We start from the raw sequence: 15,381 nt of genomic DNA, 5'->3' as shown, positions 1-15,381 counted from the left end.
TTTCAGTACGCGAGGCGGGTCGTGGACCCAAGGACCGAGTAGGTGGTGTCGTCCAGCACCCACACGGAGTCCGTGAACGACGCCGACGTGTGGAACTGGATGCGGTGGCCGTTGTACTTCAGCGTTTCCTGGTAGCCCTCGACGGTGACGCGCAGCGTGGACGACGGTGCTTCCTCCGGCAGGCTGGTGACGGAGAAGTAGCTGGAGATGCCGGCGTCGAGGATGTCGAGGTAGTTGGACATCGTGAACGCCTCGATCGGCACCTCGCGCAGCTCGGGGCCCGGGTCGGCGTACCGGGACACCAGCCAGTTCGCCGCGTCCAGCACGGCGTTGTCCGTCGTCTTCAGGATGTTCAGCGGCTTCGGGTAGGTGCCGTTGGCGAGGATGCTGGAGGGTGACGTCACGCGCTGTGTCGCGCCGCCCGGGCGCGTCGCTTCAACGTCGTTGACCTGCTTCTGGTCGTCGTCGGCGAGGGAGACGCTGTCCGTCTCCGTGTCGGCGTAGGCGATGGTGAACGTCTCGCTGGCGGAGTCCGGGTTGTAGCGGACGTCGCGGGACTGGTAGGTGAGCCCGAACGTGTCGCGCGACGCGAAGAGCTTGCCGGACTCGGTGGCTTCGACCTCCCGCGTCCGGGCGACGACCTGGCTGCCGCCGGGTCCCTGCGAGGCGATCGGGTCGTGGGTGGTGCCCTCGATGTTCACCTCGATGATGGACGCGTACCCGGCGAGCCGGCCGATGCGGGCGTCAGCGTCCTCGCCCGCGAAGCCGGTCGCGCCGGCGTCGTAGTGCAGGGCCATGGCGGAGCCGACGGAGGCGGAGGATCCGAACACGGCGACGTGGGCGAGGGATCCGTCCCACAGGCGGGTGCCCCGGTAGCCGCCGATGTTGAGCAGGCGCTGGTCCTGGCCGACGGTGACGGCGGCGAGGCTGGCGTCGACCTGGACGCCGTCGACCCACACGCTGCCGGAGAGGTGCATGTCGTAGACGACGTGGTGCCATGCCCCGTCGTTGAGGCCGCTGGTGGAGGCGACGGTCTCCACCGTGAGGGTGGAGGCGCCGGTGGCGGTCCACTCCACCTGCATCGCGCCGCTCGCCGAGAGGGACAGCACGTGCACGTACTGCAGGTCGGCGGAATACAGGCCGACGATCGCCCTGCTGGCGACCGTGGTCTTGAACCAGGCCTCGAACGCCACCCGGTTGGTGGTCAGCTGATCCTGGGCGTAGGGGCCCATGTCGACCAGCAAGTATTTGCCGTTCGTCGAGCTGGACGGGGTGAACACCGGGGTGCTGTCGCCGGTCTCGGCCGGGCCGCTGTCGGCGGCCAGGGTGAGGGTGCCGCCGCTGCCGGCCTGGGTGATGGCCATGGACGGAAGGCCGTTGCCGGACAGGTCGCCGACGGTGGTGGAGGTGGCGGGCTCGGTCAGCGGGTAGAAGGCGACCGGGCCGAGCGGGATGATCTCCTCCGCGACCATGCTGCGCAGCACCGGCAGTTTGTTCAGCCGCTTGAACAGGTCGGTGCACGTGATCGTGACGCTGGACAGCAGGCCCTTCCAGTCGACCGGGAATTCGTTGACCAGCCCGTAGAACCTGGGCCTCACCTCAGCGCCGACCAGGTCCCACTCGATGTACCCGGACGTGCCGCCGGTGCGGGTGGTGGGGAAGTCGAGGGCGTGCTGCTGCGAGGTGACCCAGGCCGGGGTGGCCAGCGTCCGCTCCTCGACCCAGAGGTAGCCGTCACTGCTGGTCTCCCAGTACACGGTGCCGCTGGCCTCCCGGACCCGCAGCCACGCGTGATCGATGGCGCTGTAGGTCAAGTTGGTCGGTGTGCCGTCGGAGAACCCGACCTGCGACATGGCGGCGAGGACACCGGTGGACGCGTCGTACCTCCACCCGATCCTGGTCCCCGAGGTGGTCGACAGAACCCACAGCGATGCCGCGCAGTTCGACGATCCGTTGAGTGAGGGCACGGCGCACAGCTTCGCGGTGACCTTGCTGCTGGCCAGCGACCACTGACGGACCGACGTGAAGTTCGTGTCCACGCCGGGGGCCACGGTGATGCGCAGGCGGCCCTCACTCGTCTCGACGCCGGCGCCCCCGGTGTTCGTGGTCCACACCGCGGTGTTAACCCGGCCGTCGTCGAAATCATCGCCCAGCTGCGCGAGCGGGTAGGGCGCCGACCCGGACAGCGTGGGCATGACCGCCATCGAGATCCGGATCGGCGCGTTGCGCCGCACGTACGGGTAGTACGGCGACGCCGAGTTGCCCGGCGTGAACCTCCCGTCCTCGTTGTCGAGGCGGAGGGTGGCCGTCCCCGGCTGGGTCTCCGACAGCTCGTCGGACGCCCCCCGGGTGATCGTCACCCCCGTCACCTGGTCGTCGACGTAGGTGGTGATGTCCGTCCACGCGATGGTGGCCGGCTCCAGCACCTGGCCGCCCCAGCCCATCTCGACGAGCAGCGGCACGGCGTTCCTCCTTCGGTCAGAAGCCGTATGCGGCGCCGCCCCGGCCCCGCTTCACCTTGTTCAGGACCCGCTCCAGCTCCCGAGCGGTGGCCACCGGGTCGATGGCGCCGGTGATGGTGACGTTGATCTGCACCGGCGCCCGCCCGGCTCCGGCGACGGCCCCGCGCCCCAGGACGGGCGACGTGGCGGCCCGCCCGGTGATCCGTCCGGAGAGTGTGTCCATGGCCCGGTCGACGTGGGGCAGGCCGGCCAGGACACCGACGGCCACACCGCGCGCGGTGTCGATGCCGTCGGGGATGAGCTTGCGCGCGGGCGAGGCGATACCGAGGGCCTTGCGCAGCGCCTTCTGCATGCCCTTGGCGATGTCGACCATCAGGTTCTCGATGGCCTTCTTCTGCGACTCCAGCCCCGTCAGGAAGCCCTTGGACGCGTTCTTGCCGGAGTCGTACATCGCGTCCGCGCCCAGCGTGCCCAGCCGTGCGCTGCCCTTGTTGATCTGCGTCTCGAGGCTGTTGATCGACGCGAAGGTCGCCTTGTCCGCGCCGACCAGCGCCGAGGCGTAGGCGTAGCCGTCGACGGGCCCCATGTTGAGGATCTGCCGGAGCAGGCTCTTGTTGAGGCCCTTCTTGGCGAGGATCCCGATGTACCTCGTGAAGTGCTGGATCTGGGCCAGCTTCTGGGCCAGGCCGGCCTTGATGCCGCCCGCGGTCACCTCCTCCGGCGACATGCCGAGGTTGCCCAGGCTCGCGCTGTCGCGGGCGGAGGAGGTGAGGTCGGCCGCGAACTTCTTGGCGTCCGCGATCCGGGCAGCGATCTTGTCCCGCTTGGCGGCGGCGTCCAGCAGCCGCTTCGTCTGCCGGTCGACCATCGCCAGCAGCGACGACTCCTTCTTGCCGGAGAACGCCGACTTGATGTCGTTCGCGAGGTCCTTGGCCGTGGCCTTGATCTTGTCGCGGGTTCCGGTCAGGCCGATGACCATGCCCTTGCCGACATCGGCCATCAGGGCCTTCATCTTCTTCGACGGCGAGGAGATCTCCAGCTCGGCGCGCACGCCGGCGGTCACGGCGGCCGCCATCGTGCGGGCCGCGTTGAACACGCCGTCCGTCGACCCCATCCCGGCGGCCAGACCGGCGGCGGCCGCGCGTCCGGCGCCGAGCGTGCCGCCGAGCAGGTTCTTGGTGCGGCCCGCGTCGATGACCCGCGCGGCCTCACCGAACAGGACGAGTTCGGGGCCCTGCTCGCCAACCATGGCCATCTCGCCCGCCTTGGGCGTACCGCCCCCGGCGTACTTGGACACGCCGCCCTCGCCGGAGGTGGGGCGTCCGGCGGTGCTGTTGACGGCGCGGGTCTCACGGATGGTGAGGATCTTGGTGGTGGCCACCTTGCCGTCGAGGCTGTTCAGCTGCCGGGTGGCTGCGGCGACCTTCGCGGTGAGGTCGGCGATGTTCGCCTTCAGCGCGGACTGCTTCGACGGGGGCACCGTCTTCAGCTTGTCCTTGGCCACCTCGATCTGAGCTTTCCAGCTGTTGATGTCGAGGTTGAGGCGGCCTGCGTTCAGCTTGGGCTTGGACGACACCGCGAAGTCACTGGCGGCTTGCTCCGCGTCTTTCAGCCCGCCGAGGAAGCCTTCCTTGAAGTCGTGGAACTTCTTGCCGGCTTCCTGCAGCTTGTCGCCGATGCCGGGGATGAAGCTGAACATTCCGGTGAAGCTGTTGATGAGAACGTCCGCCAGGCCGAGCGCGGCCGTCGACATCAGCCGGAAGCCCTTCATGACGACGGGGACCATCTGCAGGGCAATCTCAGCGAAGTCGAGAAACGCGTGCCCCGCGATGCGGGAGAACTCCATGATGCCGATCTTGTTCTCGGCGATCGCCTGGTTCAGCCGCTGCAGCGGGCCCCTGGCCTGGTCGACGCTCGTCCCGAGCGGCGTGAACGTCGACGCCAGCGCGGTCCCGACGTCGCCGAGGGTCGGGGCGATGATGCTGCCGAAGTCCAGGATGTCCTTGAAGCCGTAGGTGAGGTCCTTGATGACGGGCCGCAGCAGCACGATCGCGCCGCGGATCGCATCGAACGCCCCGGAGACGTACTTACCGCCCAGCTGGAACGCCTGGCCGAACGCGGGGCCGAGGGTGCGGCCCATCTCGCCGGAGAGGCGGCCGATCGCGGGCAGGATGTCGTTGACGGCGGAGAAGATTCCGTCGAGCATCTTCGCCGCGCCGGGGATGCCGGTCTTGAGGCCCTCGAAGAAGCCGGGCAGGCCTTTGGTCAGCAGTCCGCTGATGCCGTCACTGAATGCCTTCAGGGACGGCCCCGACGCGGCACCGAAGTCCAGCAGCGACTTGGTGAACGGGCCGAGCGCGCTGGTCATGTCGCGGACGAAACCGGACCCGAGCTTGAGGTTGGTCTTGAGGTCGGCTTGGAACCCGGAGTCCTTCAGCAGCTTGCCGACGCCCTCGGCGGCGTCCCCGAACGCGCCGCCCATGTCGGTCATCGCGTCGCCCAGGATGTCCACCACGGGCTTGGCGTCCTTCAGCGCCTTGGTGAAGCCGGGCAGCATCGCCTTCTGGATGTCCTTGCCGATCCCGCCGAACTCCTTCTTCAGCGACACCAGCTCGCGCGTGAACTCGCGGGCGGGCTTCGGCAGCTTGGCCAGCGCCTCACCGAACTTCTTCTCGTCGCCCGCCACCGCCATGGCCTCGCTGACACCGGAGAACCCGAGCTTGAGCGTGCCCAGGGCGAGCCCGGCCCCGGCGGCCATCGGCACGACCGCGCCGAGCGCAGGCAGCAGCGAGGCCCCGGCAACGACCGCAACGCCCTTCATCGCCGCGCCAAGACCGAGGCCCCCGCCTCCGGCGCCGCCGAGCGCTGCCGCGGCACCGCCGCCGGCGTTGGAGACGTCGCCCAGGCGGCGGGTGAGGTCGGGCAGACCGCCGGCCATCGAGCGCTGGGCGTCCGCGACCGACACGAACCGGCCCTGCAGGTCGCGCAGCCGCCCGTTGGCGTCCGTCGTGAAACGGCGCACCGCAGCGGAGTTGCCGTCCATGTCGTCGTTGAGACGGCGGTGCAGCCGCGCAGAGGAGTCCCCGGCGCGGTTGAGGACCGGGGTGAGGTCGTCGTCTCCGTCGAGGACGAACCGCAGGCGCTGGGTCATCACTCACCCCCTTGCCTGAGCGTTGCTTCGTGGCGGTCGATCCAGGCGGCGAGGTACTCGAAGCGCTCCTCGGTGAGCGCGTCGACGTCGTCCGGGCCGTAGTGCAGGTACATCCCGAACAGGGGCAGGTAGCTCAGGACGCGGTCGGTGAAGGAGCCGTCTCCTGCGGGGCCGTCTCCGGCAGGGGCTCGGCGGGGGCCGGGGCTTTTGGGGCCGTCACGTCGGCAATGGCTGCGTCGGCGGCCGCGCGGTTGAAGGCGACGTCGCGCAGCTCGTCAAACGCCTCGTCCAGTTCGGCGGGGTCGTGCCGGTACTTCTCGAACAGGCCCCGGGCGTAGGCGCGCACTTCGCTGTCGTCGAGCCGGGAGTACAGCTCCCCCTCGAACGGATCGAACTCGGCGAACCGCAGGGCCGCGTGCTCGCGCCGCTTGAGAGCCCACACCACGGTGCGCATGGCGCCCAGGTCACCGTTGCCGACCTCTTCCTTGATGTCCTTCCAGCGGGCATCCGCCGTGCGCTCGATGAGCTGGATCTCCGAGGCGCGCAGCTTCCCGCGCGCGACCTCAAAGGCCTCCTCCGTGCCGCCCTCGGGCGCGTAAACGATGATCACGTGCTGCTCCTATTCGATGCGGCGCCGCACGTCGTCGAGGATGCGGGCCGTCTCCTGCTCCATGCGGGGGATGTGCCGGCGGACGGTGTTGTCCCACCAGAAAGGCGTCACGTACTGGTTGGACCAGCGGCGCTTGTTGCCGAACACGGGGTGGCGGATCCGCCCGGGCGGCGGCCCGGAGTTGATGACTTCCGGCATGCGCTTGAGGTCGGCAGGCAGGCGGCCCTTGTCGACCCACACCGTGGCGCCCGGGTTGCCGCCCATGCGGACGCTGATACGGATCGCGTCGGCGATCGTCGACCGCAAAGCGCGGGTCGTGGGTGACGGGCCGCCGCGCTTGCCGGTGCTGCGGCCCGGGGAGCGGATCTCCAGGCCCCGGATCGTGGACTGCAGGTCATCCCGCAGGGGCTCGGCAGCGCGGCGGATGCGGCGGTTCATGGACTGGCGGATGTTCTCGCCACCGGCAGCGCGCAGGCGCCGCGACAGCTCCAGCAGGCTGCCGGTGCCCAGGATCCGCACGGCACGGGTCATGGCCCGCTCACACCGTCGTGTCGGTGCTGATGATTTCGATCAGCGGCTGGTTAGTTCCGTCGAACAGGCCGGTGTAGTTGAACGTGGGCTTGACGACACCGAACCCGTCCACGGTCGGAGGGCCCTCGTCCAGCTTGATCGCGGGCAGGGTGATCCGGAACGTCTCGAAGAACGTCGAGGCGATGAGCGGGCCGACGAACTCCCACACCAGGCTGGTCGCGCCGTCCGAGGTGTGGAGGTCGTCCAGCGTCGTCGCGACGTAGTCCGTCTCGATGTTGCCGCTGATCTTGACCTGGTCGTTCTCGATCGGCTCCTTCTTCAGCCCGGCCTGCCCGGCGTAGAAACGCTCGACGTCCTGCGGGCGCTCGATCTTGCAGGACACCTTGCGGATCCCGTCGAGCGCCGTCTCCGCGCCGAACGTGCCCGTCTTAACCGCCATCTGCCCGAAGTGGAACGGGCTCATGTTGCTGTAGCTGGCGGCGGCCAGGGTCTGCGACTCGTCGCACGTCTTCGCGTCGATCTCGTAGCTGGCGGTGAGCATCTCGCCCACACCGCAGGCGAACTCCCCCGACGTGATCCGGCAGCCGAGGAACGTCTTGTCCGTGACGGTGCCGGTGGTCAGCGGGACACCCATCTGGATCGTCAGGGACTTGCCCGCCACCGAGGCGAGTGTGTGGGTCTGCAGGTACGCCGTGGTCGCGCCCTGCTGGACGGGGGTGACCGTGGTGCCCATCAGGCCCTGAACCCACAGCCCCATCCCCTTGTTCGCGACCTCCATGTCCACCGAGCCGGCCGCCTCCTGGCGGGTCACCACGCGGCGGGAGGACAGCGGCAGCAGACGGCCCGCAGCGATGCCAGCGGACTGCGCGGTCGTCTTCTTGAGGGCGAGGCTCTGCTTGGTGAACTCCGTGAACCGCGTGGAGGCGGTGAACGTGCCGTAGCTGCTCTCGGCTGCGACGCCGAGCTGGGCGCCGAGCCCGGATCCGATCGCCATGGATCAGCCCTCCTTCTGCAGCGTCTTGGCCGCGGTCTTCTTCAGCGGCGCCGGGGGCGCCGTCTCCTTGGGCTCCTCGATGACCTCCCAGTTCGAGGGCTGGCACGCGTAGCCCTCGAACCGTGCGTCGGGAACTTCGACGATCTCGTCGGGCTCGACGGTCCGGCCCAGCTCGGGCACGGTGACCTGCTCGGGCCCCAGGTAGCGCACACGCGCCATGACGGAACTCCTCGGGTGGGGAAGGGATCAGATACGGGCGCGGCAGGCGACCGTGAAGTTCAGGCCCGCGTTCGCGCCCTCGGACTGCCACTGCGACAGGTCGCCGGTGGTCAGCTCGCACCACAGCACGGTGCCGTTCAGCGTCGGGGCCTCGGGCGCCGCGGTCGTGGCGCGCAGCGCCTGTTCGACGGCCGCGACCATGGCGAATAGGCGCTGACGGCGCACGGCCATGTCCGTGTCGCCGCTGCGGGATTCGGCGTAGCAGGCGATGGCGAACATCTCGTCGCGGGTGCGGGCGCCGGCCGCGTTCCACTGCTGCTGCAGCGAGACGGCGGACTCGGCGCCCGGCTGCCAGCCGACGTGGATGCGGTCGGGGTCGGTCAGGTTGACGGTCGGCGGCCCGTCGACGATGCGTACACCGGCCAGGGCGGGCAGCGCCTGGACAATGGCGAGCAGTGCATCGACGGCGGCGGGTACGCGGGAGGTGGTGGCCATCAGAGCACCGCCGGGGGCAGCTTGTACGGCTCCAGCAGCTGCAGCACCCGGTTGGGGATCGCATAGCCCCACCCGGCGACGGGCTCGTTGACGGAGAAGTCATCCCCGCCGCCGATGCTGGACAGCCCCCGCGACGCCCCGTACTGGGTGCGCCACAGGTGCTGCACCATGATCCGTGCCGCCAGGTTCAGCGTGGCCGGCACCGTGCCCCGCCCGGCGACGTAGACGAACCGCAGCGGCCCGTACAGCCGCCACCCGTTCAGGCGCCGCACGGTTCCGGTCTCCCCATCCAGGTCGAGGTCGGCGACGGCGTAGCCGCTGCCGCCGGTAAGGACGGCCGCCACGCTCGTGAGGGAGACGGCCGGAGTCTGACGCAGCACCAGCGTCCGCGCCCCGCACGACGGAAGGTCGTGGACCTCGGTCACCGACCGGTTCTCCACCGGCCCCACATGCGCCTCGATGGCGGCCGTGACGCCGTCGACATACGCCTGCAGCTCGGTGTCGGACGAGGTGCCGGTGATGTCGAGCTGGGTCTTGGCCTCGGCCAGAGTCAGCAGCGCCACGCCCGCCCCCTCACGTCCGCGAGACGGGCAGGACCGTGGGGAACCCGAGCAGGATCGTCGCCCCGTACACGCCGCCCGTCGTGGTGCCCGTGGGGGTGGTGACGGCGCGCAGGTAGCGCTTGGTGCCCGTGTAGCCGACCTCGTACACCGTGTCGTCGTTGGACGACCCGATCGACGGCAGCGAACCCTGGACGTCGCCCGAGGCGGCCGCCTCCCAGCTGGAGTTGTCGTCGGACACTTCGAGGGTGATGGCGTGGGTTCCGTCGGTGATGGCGCCGGTGTGGACCACCAGCATCGCCGAGCCGTACCACTCGTTTGTGCCCGACGCCCCGGACAGCTGCCTGTCCACGGCCGTGCCGTTGGCGGCCGCGGTACGGGCGGCGATCGCCAGCGTGGCCTTGGCACGGACGTGGTTATAGACGGTGCGCCTCATGCCTGGTCACCTCCGTCGCCGTCGCCCTGGTCCTGCGTGCCCTCGTCGGCGCCGTCGCCCGGGGCGGGCGGCTTGGACGCGGTGGTCTTCTTCGCCGCGGTCTTCTTCGCGGCCGGCTTGGCGGCAGGCGCCACCGCCTGCGGGATGACGACCTCCTCGAACAGCTCCTCGCGGCCTTCGAGGACGGGGTCGTGCGGGGCGACCAGGTCGCCCTTCTCGATGCGCCGGTTGTCCGGCGCCCAGAACGTGTCCTTCGCGCGGTACATCGCAGCTCCTGGAACGAGACGGGCGCGGCCAGCAGGAAGCCGACCGCGCCCGTAGGGGTGGTTGGGGATCAGGTGATGTTCAGGAGCCGGAAGGCGTCGGCGTTGACGACGTCCGAGCCGACCCGCCAGTAGGCGAACCAGCCGGCCTCGCCGGTCGGGCGGCCGTTGGCGCCCTTGACGAGGGGCTCGTAGACCATGGTCATGCCGACCCGGTCGACGATGTAGAAGTTGCGGAAGTCACCGAGCAGCAGGCTGTAGTTCTCCGCGCCCGCGTTGATGACGCCGTCCATCGCGGAGGCCTCGTAGATGGGCGCGCCGAGCAGCTGCTCGGGCTGGCCCATGCCGAGGTTGGCCCAGAAGCTGGAGCCGCCGGCGGTGTCGAACTGACGGGTCTTGTTGATGATCGCCTTGTTCGCCATCCACGACGGGTTCGCGGTCTGCCGGTGCCGCGGGGGCAGGGCCTGCTCGACGGCGTACACGTCGGCGACGGCGTAGGTGTCGGTCGTCGCCGACGCCACGACCGAGCCGCCGACCGCCGAGACGGCGGTGATGACGCCCTTGGGCTGGGTGGTGCCGTTGCCCGTGGCGAACGCGGTGGCCTCCAGGCGGTCCTTGGCGTCCGCCAGGAGCGGCCCGACCTCGGCGCCGAACCCGGAGTCGGCCAGGACCTCGAAGGAGCCCTGAACCCAGGCCGCGGCCTTCTTCGGCGTGATGGACGGCTGCGCGAACGACGGGGACGCGTCGGCCGCCTGGCTGGCCTCGGCGAGCCACTCCGCGGTCACACCGGCGGAGCTGACACCGTTCCACGTGTCCGTGGTGATCGTCTTAATCGTCGACACCTGACGGAACGGGTTCGCGCTGCCCGCGTTCGTCAGGATGATCGTCGGGTCGAGGGTGAACGGCACCAGGAAGCCACCCGCCGAGTCGGTCAGGGTCATCGCCCGCCGGTGCGCCTCGGCCAGCTTGTACGCGGCCGCCTCGTCGTCCTCCAGCAGCGCCGGGTTCCCGCCGTTGGACAGCAGCGACTCGAACGCCCGCATGTACTCGTCCGAGCCGGTCAGCAGCAGGTGCTGCGCGATCCGGCCACGCCGGTCCGCCCGCACCAGCTTCTCGGCCCGCTCCTGCTGGTCCCCGGCCATCAGCTCGCCCGCCAGCTCCACCGCGTACAGGGCACGGTTGCGCAGGTCGGCGACGGCGGTCCGGTCGTGGACGTTCGCACCGCGCACGCGGTCGAGGTCCTCATACGGGTTGCCGCGGTGGCGCAGGAAGCCGGGGCCGTCGCCGGCGTCGCGCTCCTGGCCGCCCGGGGTGAGCGCCGCCGCGCGGACGGCGTCGACGCGCCGCTCATGCTCCAGCTGCTCGGTGTACGCCTGCTGGGTGGTGTCGAACTCGCCGAGCAGCTCGGTCGCGCGGGCGGCCTGCTCGTCGGTCGGCTCCTCGACCTCCTCCAGCTCCAGCAGCTCGGAACGGATCGCCTCGACCTGCTCCTTGAGCTTGTCGCTCTTCTTCTTCCGCGTGGCGGTCACTGGGCCCTCCTGGCCATGATCTCGGCACGGACCTTGGCCCATGCGATCTTCTGCCGAGCGGAGTGCCCTGCGGGCGAGTCCTCGGCGGCGGGGCCCGGGGTGGGGTCGCCGACGGCCGGCGGGCCCGCCGGAGGCTCGCCCGGGGGCGTCTCCAGCGGGGTGCCAGTCCGAAGCATCTCGACGAGGCGCTCGCGCTCGTCGGAGGGAAGTTCAGCGAGCAGGCGCGCGGCCTGCTCGGCGCGGACACCGACAACGGCGGCGTCCGGGTAGGCGGGGAACGGGGTAGGCCCGTACTCCTTCAGCGCGATCTCCTGACGGCGCACGGTGCGCAGCTTGCCGCCGCTGTCCGCCCGGTAGCCGCCGCGCGGCGTCCGGCCCGGGTCGGAGCGCAGGAAGCCGCCCGTGAAGGACTGGCCGGTGATGGCGCCCTCGCGGATGTTCTCAAGGACCTCGTCAGCGAGCTCGGTGCGGTTGTAGCGGGTCACCGTCAGCAGGCCCCGGGTATCGGCCTTCACCTCGACCGGCGTGCCGATCGGCATCGAGCCGCGCTCCGACGGGGTGCCCCACAGGGTGCGCCCGTGGTTGTAGAACACGCCCACCCTCCACGACGTCCGGGACCCGGCCGGGGCAAGCTGCTGCAGTGTGCGGTCGAACGCCCGGCGGTCGATGACCTCCATGTAGTGGCCGTCCTGGTCGTGGATCTCCGTCGGGGTGTCGAACACCGCGGCGTAGGCCTCGACCGTGCGGCCATCCCCGCCGGCGCGGACACGGATGTCCTCCAGCGGGAAGCTGCGAATGAATGCGTCCATCACGGCTCCTCCGTGGGCTGTGGGGCGGGTTGGGGCTGGCCGGCGCCGGGCTCCTGCAGCTGCACGGAGTACAGGCCGGTATGGCGCAGCAGGGCGAAGTCGTCGGCCTCAACGGCGGCGATCACGGTCTTCGGTTCGAACCCTGCGTCGGTCAGCTGACGGATCGTGCGGGACTTAATGCCGGCGATCTCGGCGGCGTCCTTGCTGTCCTCGCGCAGGAACGCCACGTCCCGCTCGTCGTACCAGAGCTCAGCGCCCTCAGGGACGTCGATCAGGGTCGACAGGGCGCCCGCGGCCTCCCGCCACAGCGGGCGCATCGTGGCGTCAGCGAACCGGCGCCGGGCGGCGATGTAGTTGCCCGCGTTCAGCGAGGAACCGGCCAGGCCCTCGGAGAAGCCGACGATGGACGGAGGCACCCCGGCCGCAGCCGCGAGACGGGACTCCCCGGCACCCTGCGTGACTTTGAAGTCCAGCTGGCGCAGATCCTTGCCCGCGATCGTCACATCCGCGCCACCGCCCAGGAACAGCGTCCGATAGGCGTTGTCGACGCCCACGTGGGAGGCGTCCATGACGGCCTTGAGCTTCGCGAACTTCTCGGGCGTCACCGACGCGTCATAGGACACGATGACCTGCGGCATCGCCCCGTTCTCGAAGAACTTCAGCTTGTGCGACGTCGCCGCCGAGTCGGCGATGACCTCCCGCACCACCGGCGTCAGCCACGACATGCCCCGGAAGTGGAACTCCGGATCCGGGATCGGAGCGAAGTGCGCGACCTGCTCGGGCAGCAGGAACACCGGGTTGTCCCAGTTGCCCTGCGGGGCGTAGCCGTAGCCGACCAGATCGGAATCGATGGCGTCCCCGGCCAGGTGCGGTTCCTCCTCGGAGCCGGTGACGATGATGACCCAGTCCGGGCGCAGCCTCTTCAGCCGGCCGGGGTTGTAGTTGGTGACGAACCCGTTTCCGTTCAGGTCGCCGTCCTGGATGAACCGCGACAGCAGCTTGCCCGTCGTCCCGCCCGCCCACGGCTTCTCCAGCGGCGTCAGGGCCTGCGTGCCGAACAGTTCGCCCGGCCGGCCGTTGCGGATCTGCCGGAACTGGAACCGGGCCTCGGAGAACACCAGCTGACGCACCAGCATGAGCGCGAACACGGGCCCGTTGCGCTTGTACGCGAAGCGGACCGCAGCCTCGAAGTCCCAGGCCGAGGAACGCTCCTCGCCGCCGGACGGCCGCCCCAGACCGAAGTAGGTGTTGCCTCCGGTCGACCAGGACGCGTCATCGAGCGCCGACGCCAGGTCGAACCGCTGGAACGCCCTCTGCAGCAGGTTCACAGGTCATCACCGCCCTTAGGGGGTCGCTTCTCTCCGACGTCGACCAGCAGCAGGCACGAGGCCGCCCCGATGACGCCCGCGACCATCAGCCCCCACCCCACCCCGGTCTCGATGCCCACACCCGCCGCAGCGGCCAGGCAGCCGGCCGTGTAGCCGATCCGGGACCACGCCAGCGCTGGCACCCGCTTCAGCCGGCTCATCCGTACTCCGCCCACGGCTCCGACTCCTCCTCCGGCTCCTCAAGCTCCGCCGAGAGCCCCCACCTCGCGAGCGTCGCCGCCACCAGCGGGCTGATGTCCACCGACACGATCCGCCGGGCCCACGCCCACGCATCACCCAGCGGCCGCTTCTGCGCGCCCGCCAGCGCCGACGCCATCTGCGCGTCGTCACGGTGCGTCAAAGTCCCCTCGATCACCGCGTCGTAGAACTGGGACGTGGCGTGGACGACGTCCCGCGTCTTGGTCTGCACAATCGGGGCCAGGAGCCGGGGCTCCTCCTCCTCGTCGTCGGGGTCGACCTTCAGCGCGTCCGTCAGATCGCCGATGAGCGAGCCGGCCGGACTGCCCGGGTCGACGACCCAGCACCGCGGCCCCCACTTCTCCGTGAGCTCCCGCGCCCGCTGCCTCACCCAGCCCGTACCGGGCCGATGCTCAACCACCTCGACATGCGTCCCGCCCTCCCAGCGGAACGCCGCCACGATCGCCGTGTGCGACCGCTCAGGCGTCGTGTCGAGGGCGAACGCCACCGCGTCCTCGGGATTCGCATTGAAGGCCGTCAGGGCCCGCCACACGTCCTCTGCGATGACCTGCCAGGTGTCCGCCTCGTCCGACGGGTATTCGCCCTCACCGAGCCGCTCACGGGCGTAGCCGTCCTTGCTCAGCGTCGACCGCTCGTTGGCCACCTTCTCCAGCGTCAGCCGGTACCCAATGGCCGGGTTGGACTTCAGCACCGCCTCGTCGGAGGCTGCGTCGTCGTGCTCGGTGCAGCCCGGCGCGCACTCGACGACGTGCAGGTTGGCGGACCACTCGAAGTAGGCCAGCGACGGATCCGGCACCCCGGCCTCGAGCGCGGCCATAGCCCGGCGCCGCAGACGCCCCAGCTGTACGGACGGCGCACCGATGCCGGCTGATCCGAGGTACCAGATCTGCGGGTTCTCCACCGCGGCCATCGTGGGCAGCAGGGCGTCCATCGCCTCGTCACCGAGGATCATGTCCTCGTCGAGGATGTTGCAGTCGCCGGTGAAACCGCGGCCGCTGCCCTTCGAGCGAGCAATGAACCGCAGCACCTGCCCGCTGTGCAGCTCGATCGATTCCTCACCGACTGTGTACCGGTACGCCTTGACGCGTTTGTGCAGGTCAGGGCACCCGCGGATCAGGCGCTCGATCCGCTTGAACGCGTTCTTCGCCGTCTTGAACTCGTGCGCGGACAGCAGGATCAGCCGCTCGCCACCGATGAACAGACCCCACAGGACCCGGGCCTCGATGACCGCGCCCTTGCCGTTCTGCCGGGGCACGTTGACGCAGCACTCGAACGCCGCCCACGACCCGTCCGGCTTCTCGCCCATTCCGACCCGCAGCACGTGCTGCTGCCACGGGTCCAGCTTCAGCCCGGCCTTGCGCGCGAGGTCGATCGCTTCCTGGCCCGCGGTCGACACCGAGGGCGGGGCGATCTGGATAGGGGGCTCCTGCCAGCCGCACAGCGGGGCGTCACTCACCGGCAGCGGGGAGCGCACGGAGTCTGGCCCGGCGCTCTTCTCGGTCACGAGTGATGTCATCGACCGCGTCCCCCTTCGACTGGACGGGCGCGAGCTTGCGCAGGTCGGCCATGATCGACCGGAGTTCGCGGGCGGCGACCGCCTTGGCCGTCGGGGCATCGGTGCCGTCGATCGCCTTGGCGAGGTCGAGGGCGACGGCGGCCATTCCCGGCGAAGTCTCCTCCGCGTGAAGATCTTCAAGCTCGGCGGCGATCTTGTCGGCGACCGTCATGATCACTCC

16 protein-coding genes are annotated in these 15,381 nt (G+C 70.1%); all 16 read right to left on the bottom strand.

Annotated features, from left to right (window positions below; all coding sequences use genetic code 11):
• Window positions 1-2: 2 nt before the first annotated feature.
• A complete protein-coding gene (locus tag ACLZN2_RS35325) occupies window positions 3-2,462 on the bottom strand; it encodes a LamG-like jellyroll fold domain-containing protein (RefSeq protein ID WP_416983560.1) in 2,460 nt (819 codons plus the stop codon).
• A gap of 16 nt (window positions 2,463-2,478) precedes the next feature.
• Window positions 2,479-5,613 (bottom strand): hypothetical protein, encoded by a 3,135-nt coding sequence (locus ACLZN2_RS35320; protein WP_416983558.1) that lies wholly within the window; start codon window positions 5,611-5,613, stop codon window positions 2,479-2,481.
• 133 nt (window positions 5,614-5,746) lie between these two features.
• Window positions 5,747-6,223, bottom strand: a complete 477-nt coding sequence (locus tag ACLZN2_RS35315) for a hypothetical protein (RefSeq protein ID WP_416983557.1) — start codon at window positions 6,221-6,223, stop codon at window positions 5,747-5,749.
• Between the two features lie 9 nt (window positions 6,224-6,232).
• Window positions 6,233-6,754, bottom strand: a complete 522-nt coding sequence (locus ACLZN2_RS35310) for a hypothetical protein (protein ID WP_416983556.1) — start codon at window positions 6,752-6,754, stop codon at window positions 6,233-6,235.
• Between the two features lie 7 nt (window positions 6,755-6,761).
• On the bottom strand, window positions 6,762-7,748 hold the full coding sequence (locus ACLZN2_RS35305; protein ID WP_416983554.1) for a phage tail tube protein: 987 nt from the start codon (window positions 7,746-7,748) through the stop codon (window positions 6,762-6,764).
• A 3-nt stretch (window positions 7,749-7,751) separates the two neighbouring features.
• Entirely contained in the window at window positions 7,752-7,967 is a 216-nt protein-coding gene (locus ACLZN2_RS35300) for a hypothetical protein (RefSeq protein WP_416983553.1), read from the bottom strand.
• A 27-nt stretch (window positions 7,968-7,994) separates the two neighbouring features.
• Entirely contained in the window at window positions 7,995-8,462 is a 468-nt protein-coding gene (locus tag ACLZN2_RS35295) for a hypothetical protein (protein WP_416983552.1), read from the bottom strand.
• The gene (locus ACLZN2_RS35290; RefSeq protein WP_416983551.1) at window positions 8,462-9,025 is read right to left on the bottom strand and encodes a head-tail connector protein; all 564 of its coding nucleotides are present in this window, start codon (window positions 9,023-9,025) and stop codon (window positions 8,462-8,464) included. The genes ACLZN2_RS35295 and ACLZN2_RS35290 overlap by 1 nt, the downstream gene beginning before the upstream one ends.
• A 10-nt stretch (window positions 9,026-9,035) precedes the next feature.
• On the bottom strand, window positions 9,036-9,458 hold the full coding sequence (locus ACLZN2_RS35285; protein ID WP_416983550.1) for a hypothetical protein: 423 nt from the start codon (window positions 9,456-9,458) through the stop codon (window positions 9,036-9,038).
• Window positions 9,455-9,724 carry a hypothetical protein gene (locus ACLZN2_RS35280; protein WP_416983549.1) on the bottom strand — a complete coding sequence of 90 codons (270 nt, stop codon included), beginning with the start codon at window positions 9,722-9,724 and terminating at the stop codon, window positions 9,455-9,457. The genes ACLZN2_RS35285 and ACLZN2_RS35280 overlap by 4 nt, the downstream gene beginning before the upstream one ends.
• 68 nt (window positions 9,725-9,792) lie before the next feature.
• Window positions 9,793-11,250 carry a phage major capsid protein gene (locus ACLZN2_RS35275; protein ID WP_416983548.1) on the bottom strand — a complete coding sequence of 486 codons (1,458 nt, stop codon included), beginning with the start codon at window positions 11,248-11,250 and terminating at the stop codon, window positions 9,793-9,795.
• Complete coding sequence (locus ACLZN2_RS35270) at window positions 11,247-12,059, bottom strand: HK97 family phage prohead protease (RefSeq protein WP_416983547.1); 813 nt, start codon at window positions 12,057-12,059, stop codon at window positions 11,247-11,249. The genes ACLZN2_RS35275 and ACLZN2_RS35270 overlap by 4 nt, the downstream gene beginning before the upstream one ends.
• Window positions 12,059-13,387 (bottom strand): phage portal protein, encoded by a 1,329-nt coding sequence (locus ACLZN2_RS35265; protein WP_416983545.1) that lies wholly within the window; start codon window positions 13,385-13,387, stop codon window positions 12,059-12,061. Before ACLZN2_RS35265 ends, ACLZN2_RS35270 begins: the two co-directional genes overlap by 1 nt.
• Window positions 13,384-13,587, bottom strand: a complete 204-nt coding sequence (locus ACLZN2_RS35260) for a hypothetical protein (RefSeq protein ID WP_416983544.1) — start codon at window positions 13,585-13,587, stop codon at window positions 13,384-13,386. Before ACLZN2_RS35260 ends, ACLZN2_RS35265 begins: the two co-directional genes overlap by 4 nt.
• Window positions 13,584-15,161, bottom strand: a complete 1,578-nt coding sequence (locus tag ACLZN2_RS35255) for a terminase (protein ID WP_416983543.1) — start codon at window positions 15,159-15,161, stop codon at window positions 13,584-13,586. The genes ACLZN2_RS35260 and ACLZN2_RS35255 overlap by 4 nt, the downstream gene beginning before the upstream one ends.
• On the bottom strand, window positions 15,094-15,372 hold the full coding sequence (locus ACLZN2_RS35250) for a hypothetical protein (protein ID WP_416983542.1): 279 nt from the start codon (window positions 15,370-15,372) through the stop codon (window positions 15,094-15,096). The genes ACLZN2_RS35255 and ACLZN2_RS35250 overlap by 68 nt, the downstream gene beginning before the upstream one ends.
• Window positions 15,373-15,381 lie beyond the last annotated feature (9 nt).

The sequence above is a fragment of the Streptomyces sp. T028 genome (genome assembly GCF_048159505.1).
In the GTDB taxonomy this organism is placed as follows: domain Bacteria; phylum Actinomycetota; class Actinomycetes; order Streptomycetales; family Streptomycetaceae; genus Streptomyces.
Note: the sequence above shows the minus strand (reverse complement) of the source record. Positions and strands in the feature narration are given on the sequence as shown.

Coding starts and splice junctions, on each gene's coding strand:
- ACLZN2_RS35320 (WP_416983558.1), bottom strand. CDS start 5,613: ATGACCCAGCGCCTGCGGTTCGTCCTCGACGGAGACGACGACCTCACC.
- ACLZN2_RS35310 (WP_416983556.1), bottom strand. CDS start 6,754: ATGACCCGTGCCGTGCGGATCCTGGGCACCGGCAGCCTGCTGGAGCTG.
- ACLZN2_RS35305 (WP_416983554.1), bottom strand. CDS start 7,748: ATGGCGATCGGATCCGGGCTCGGCGCCCAGCTCGGCGTCGCAGCCGAG.
- ACLZN2_RS35300 (WP_416983553.1), bottom strand. CDS start 7,967: ATGGCGCGTGTGCGCTACCTGGGGCCCGAGCAGGTCACCGTGCCCGAG.
- ACLZN2_RS35295 (WP_416983552.1), bottom strand. CDS start 8,462: ATGGCCACCACCTCCCGCGTACCCGCCGCCGTCGATGCACTGCTCGCC.
- ACLZN2_RS35285 (WP_416983550.1), bottom strand. CDS start 9,458: ATGAGGCGCACCGTCTATAACCACGTCCGTGCCAAGGCCACGCTGGCG.
- ACLZN2_RS35280 (WP_416983549.1), bottom strand. CDS start 9,724: ATGTACCGCGCGAAGGACACGTTCTGGGCGCCGGACAACCGGCGCATC.
- ACLZN2_RS35270 (WP_416983547.1), bottom strand. CDS start 12,059: ATGGACGCATTCATTCGCAGCTTCCCGCTGGAGGACATCCGTGTCCGC.
- ACLZN2_RS35260 (WP_416983544.1), bottom strand. CDS start 13,587: ATGAGCCGGCTGAAGCGGGTGCCAGCGCTGGCGTGGTCCCGGATCGGC.
- ACLZN2_RS35255 (WP_416983543.1), bottom strand. CDS start 15,161: ATGACATCACTCGTGACCGAGAAGAGCGCCGGGCCAGACTCCGTGCGC.
- ACLZN2_RS35250 (WP_416983542.1), bottom strand. CDS start 15,372: ATGACGGTCGCCGACAAGATCGCCGCCGAGCTTGAAGATCTTCACGCG.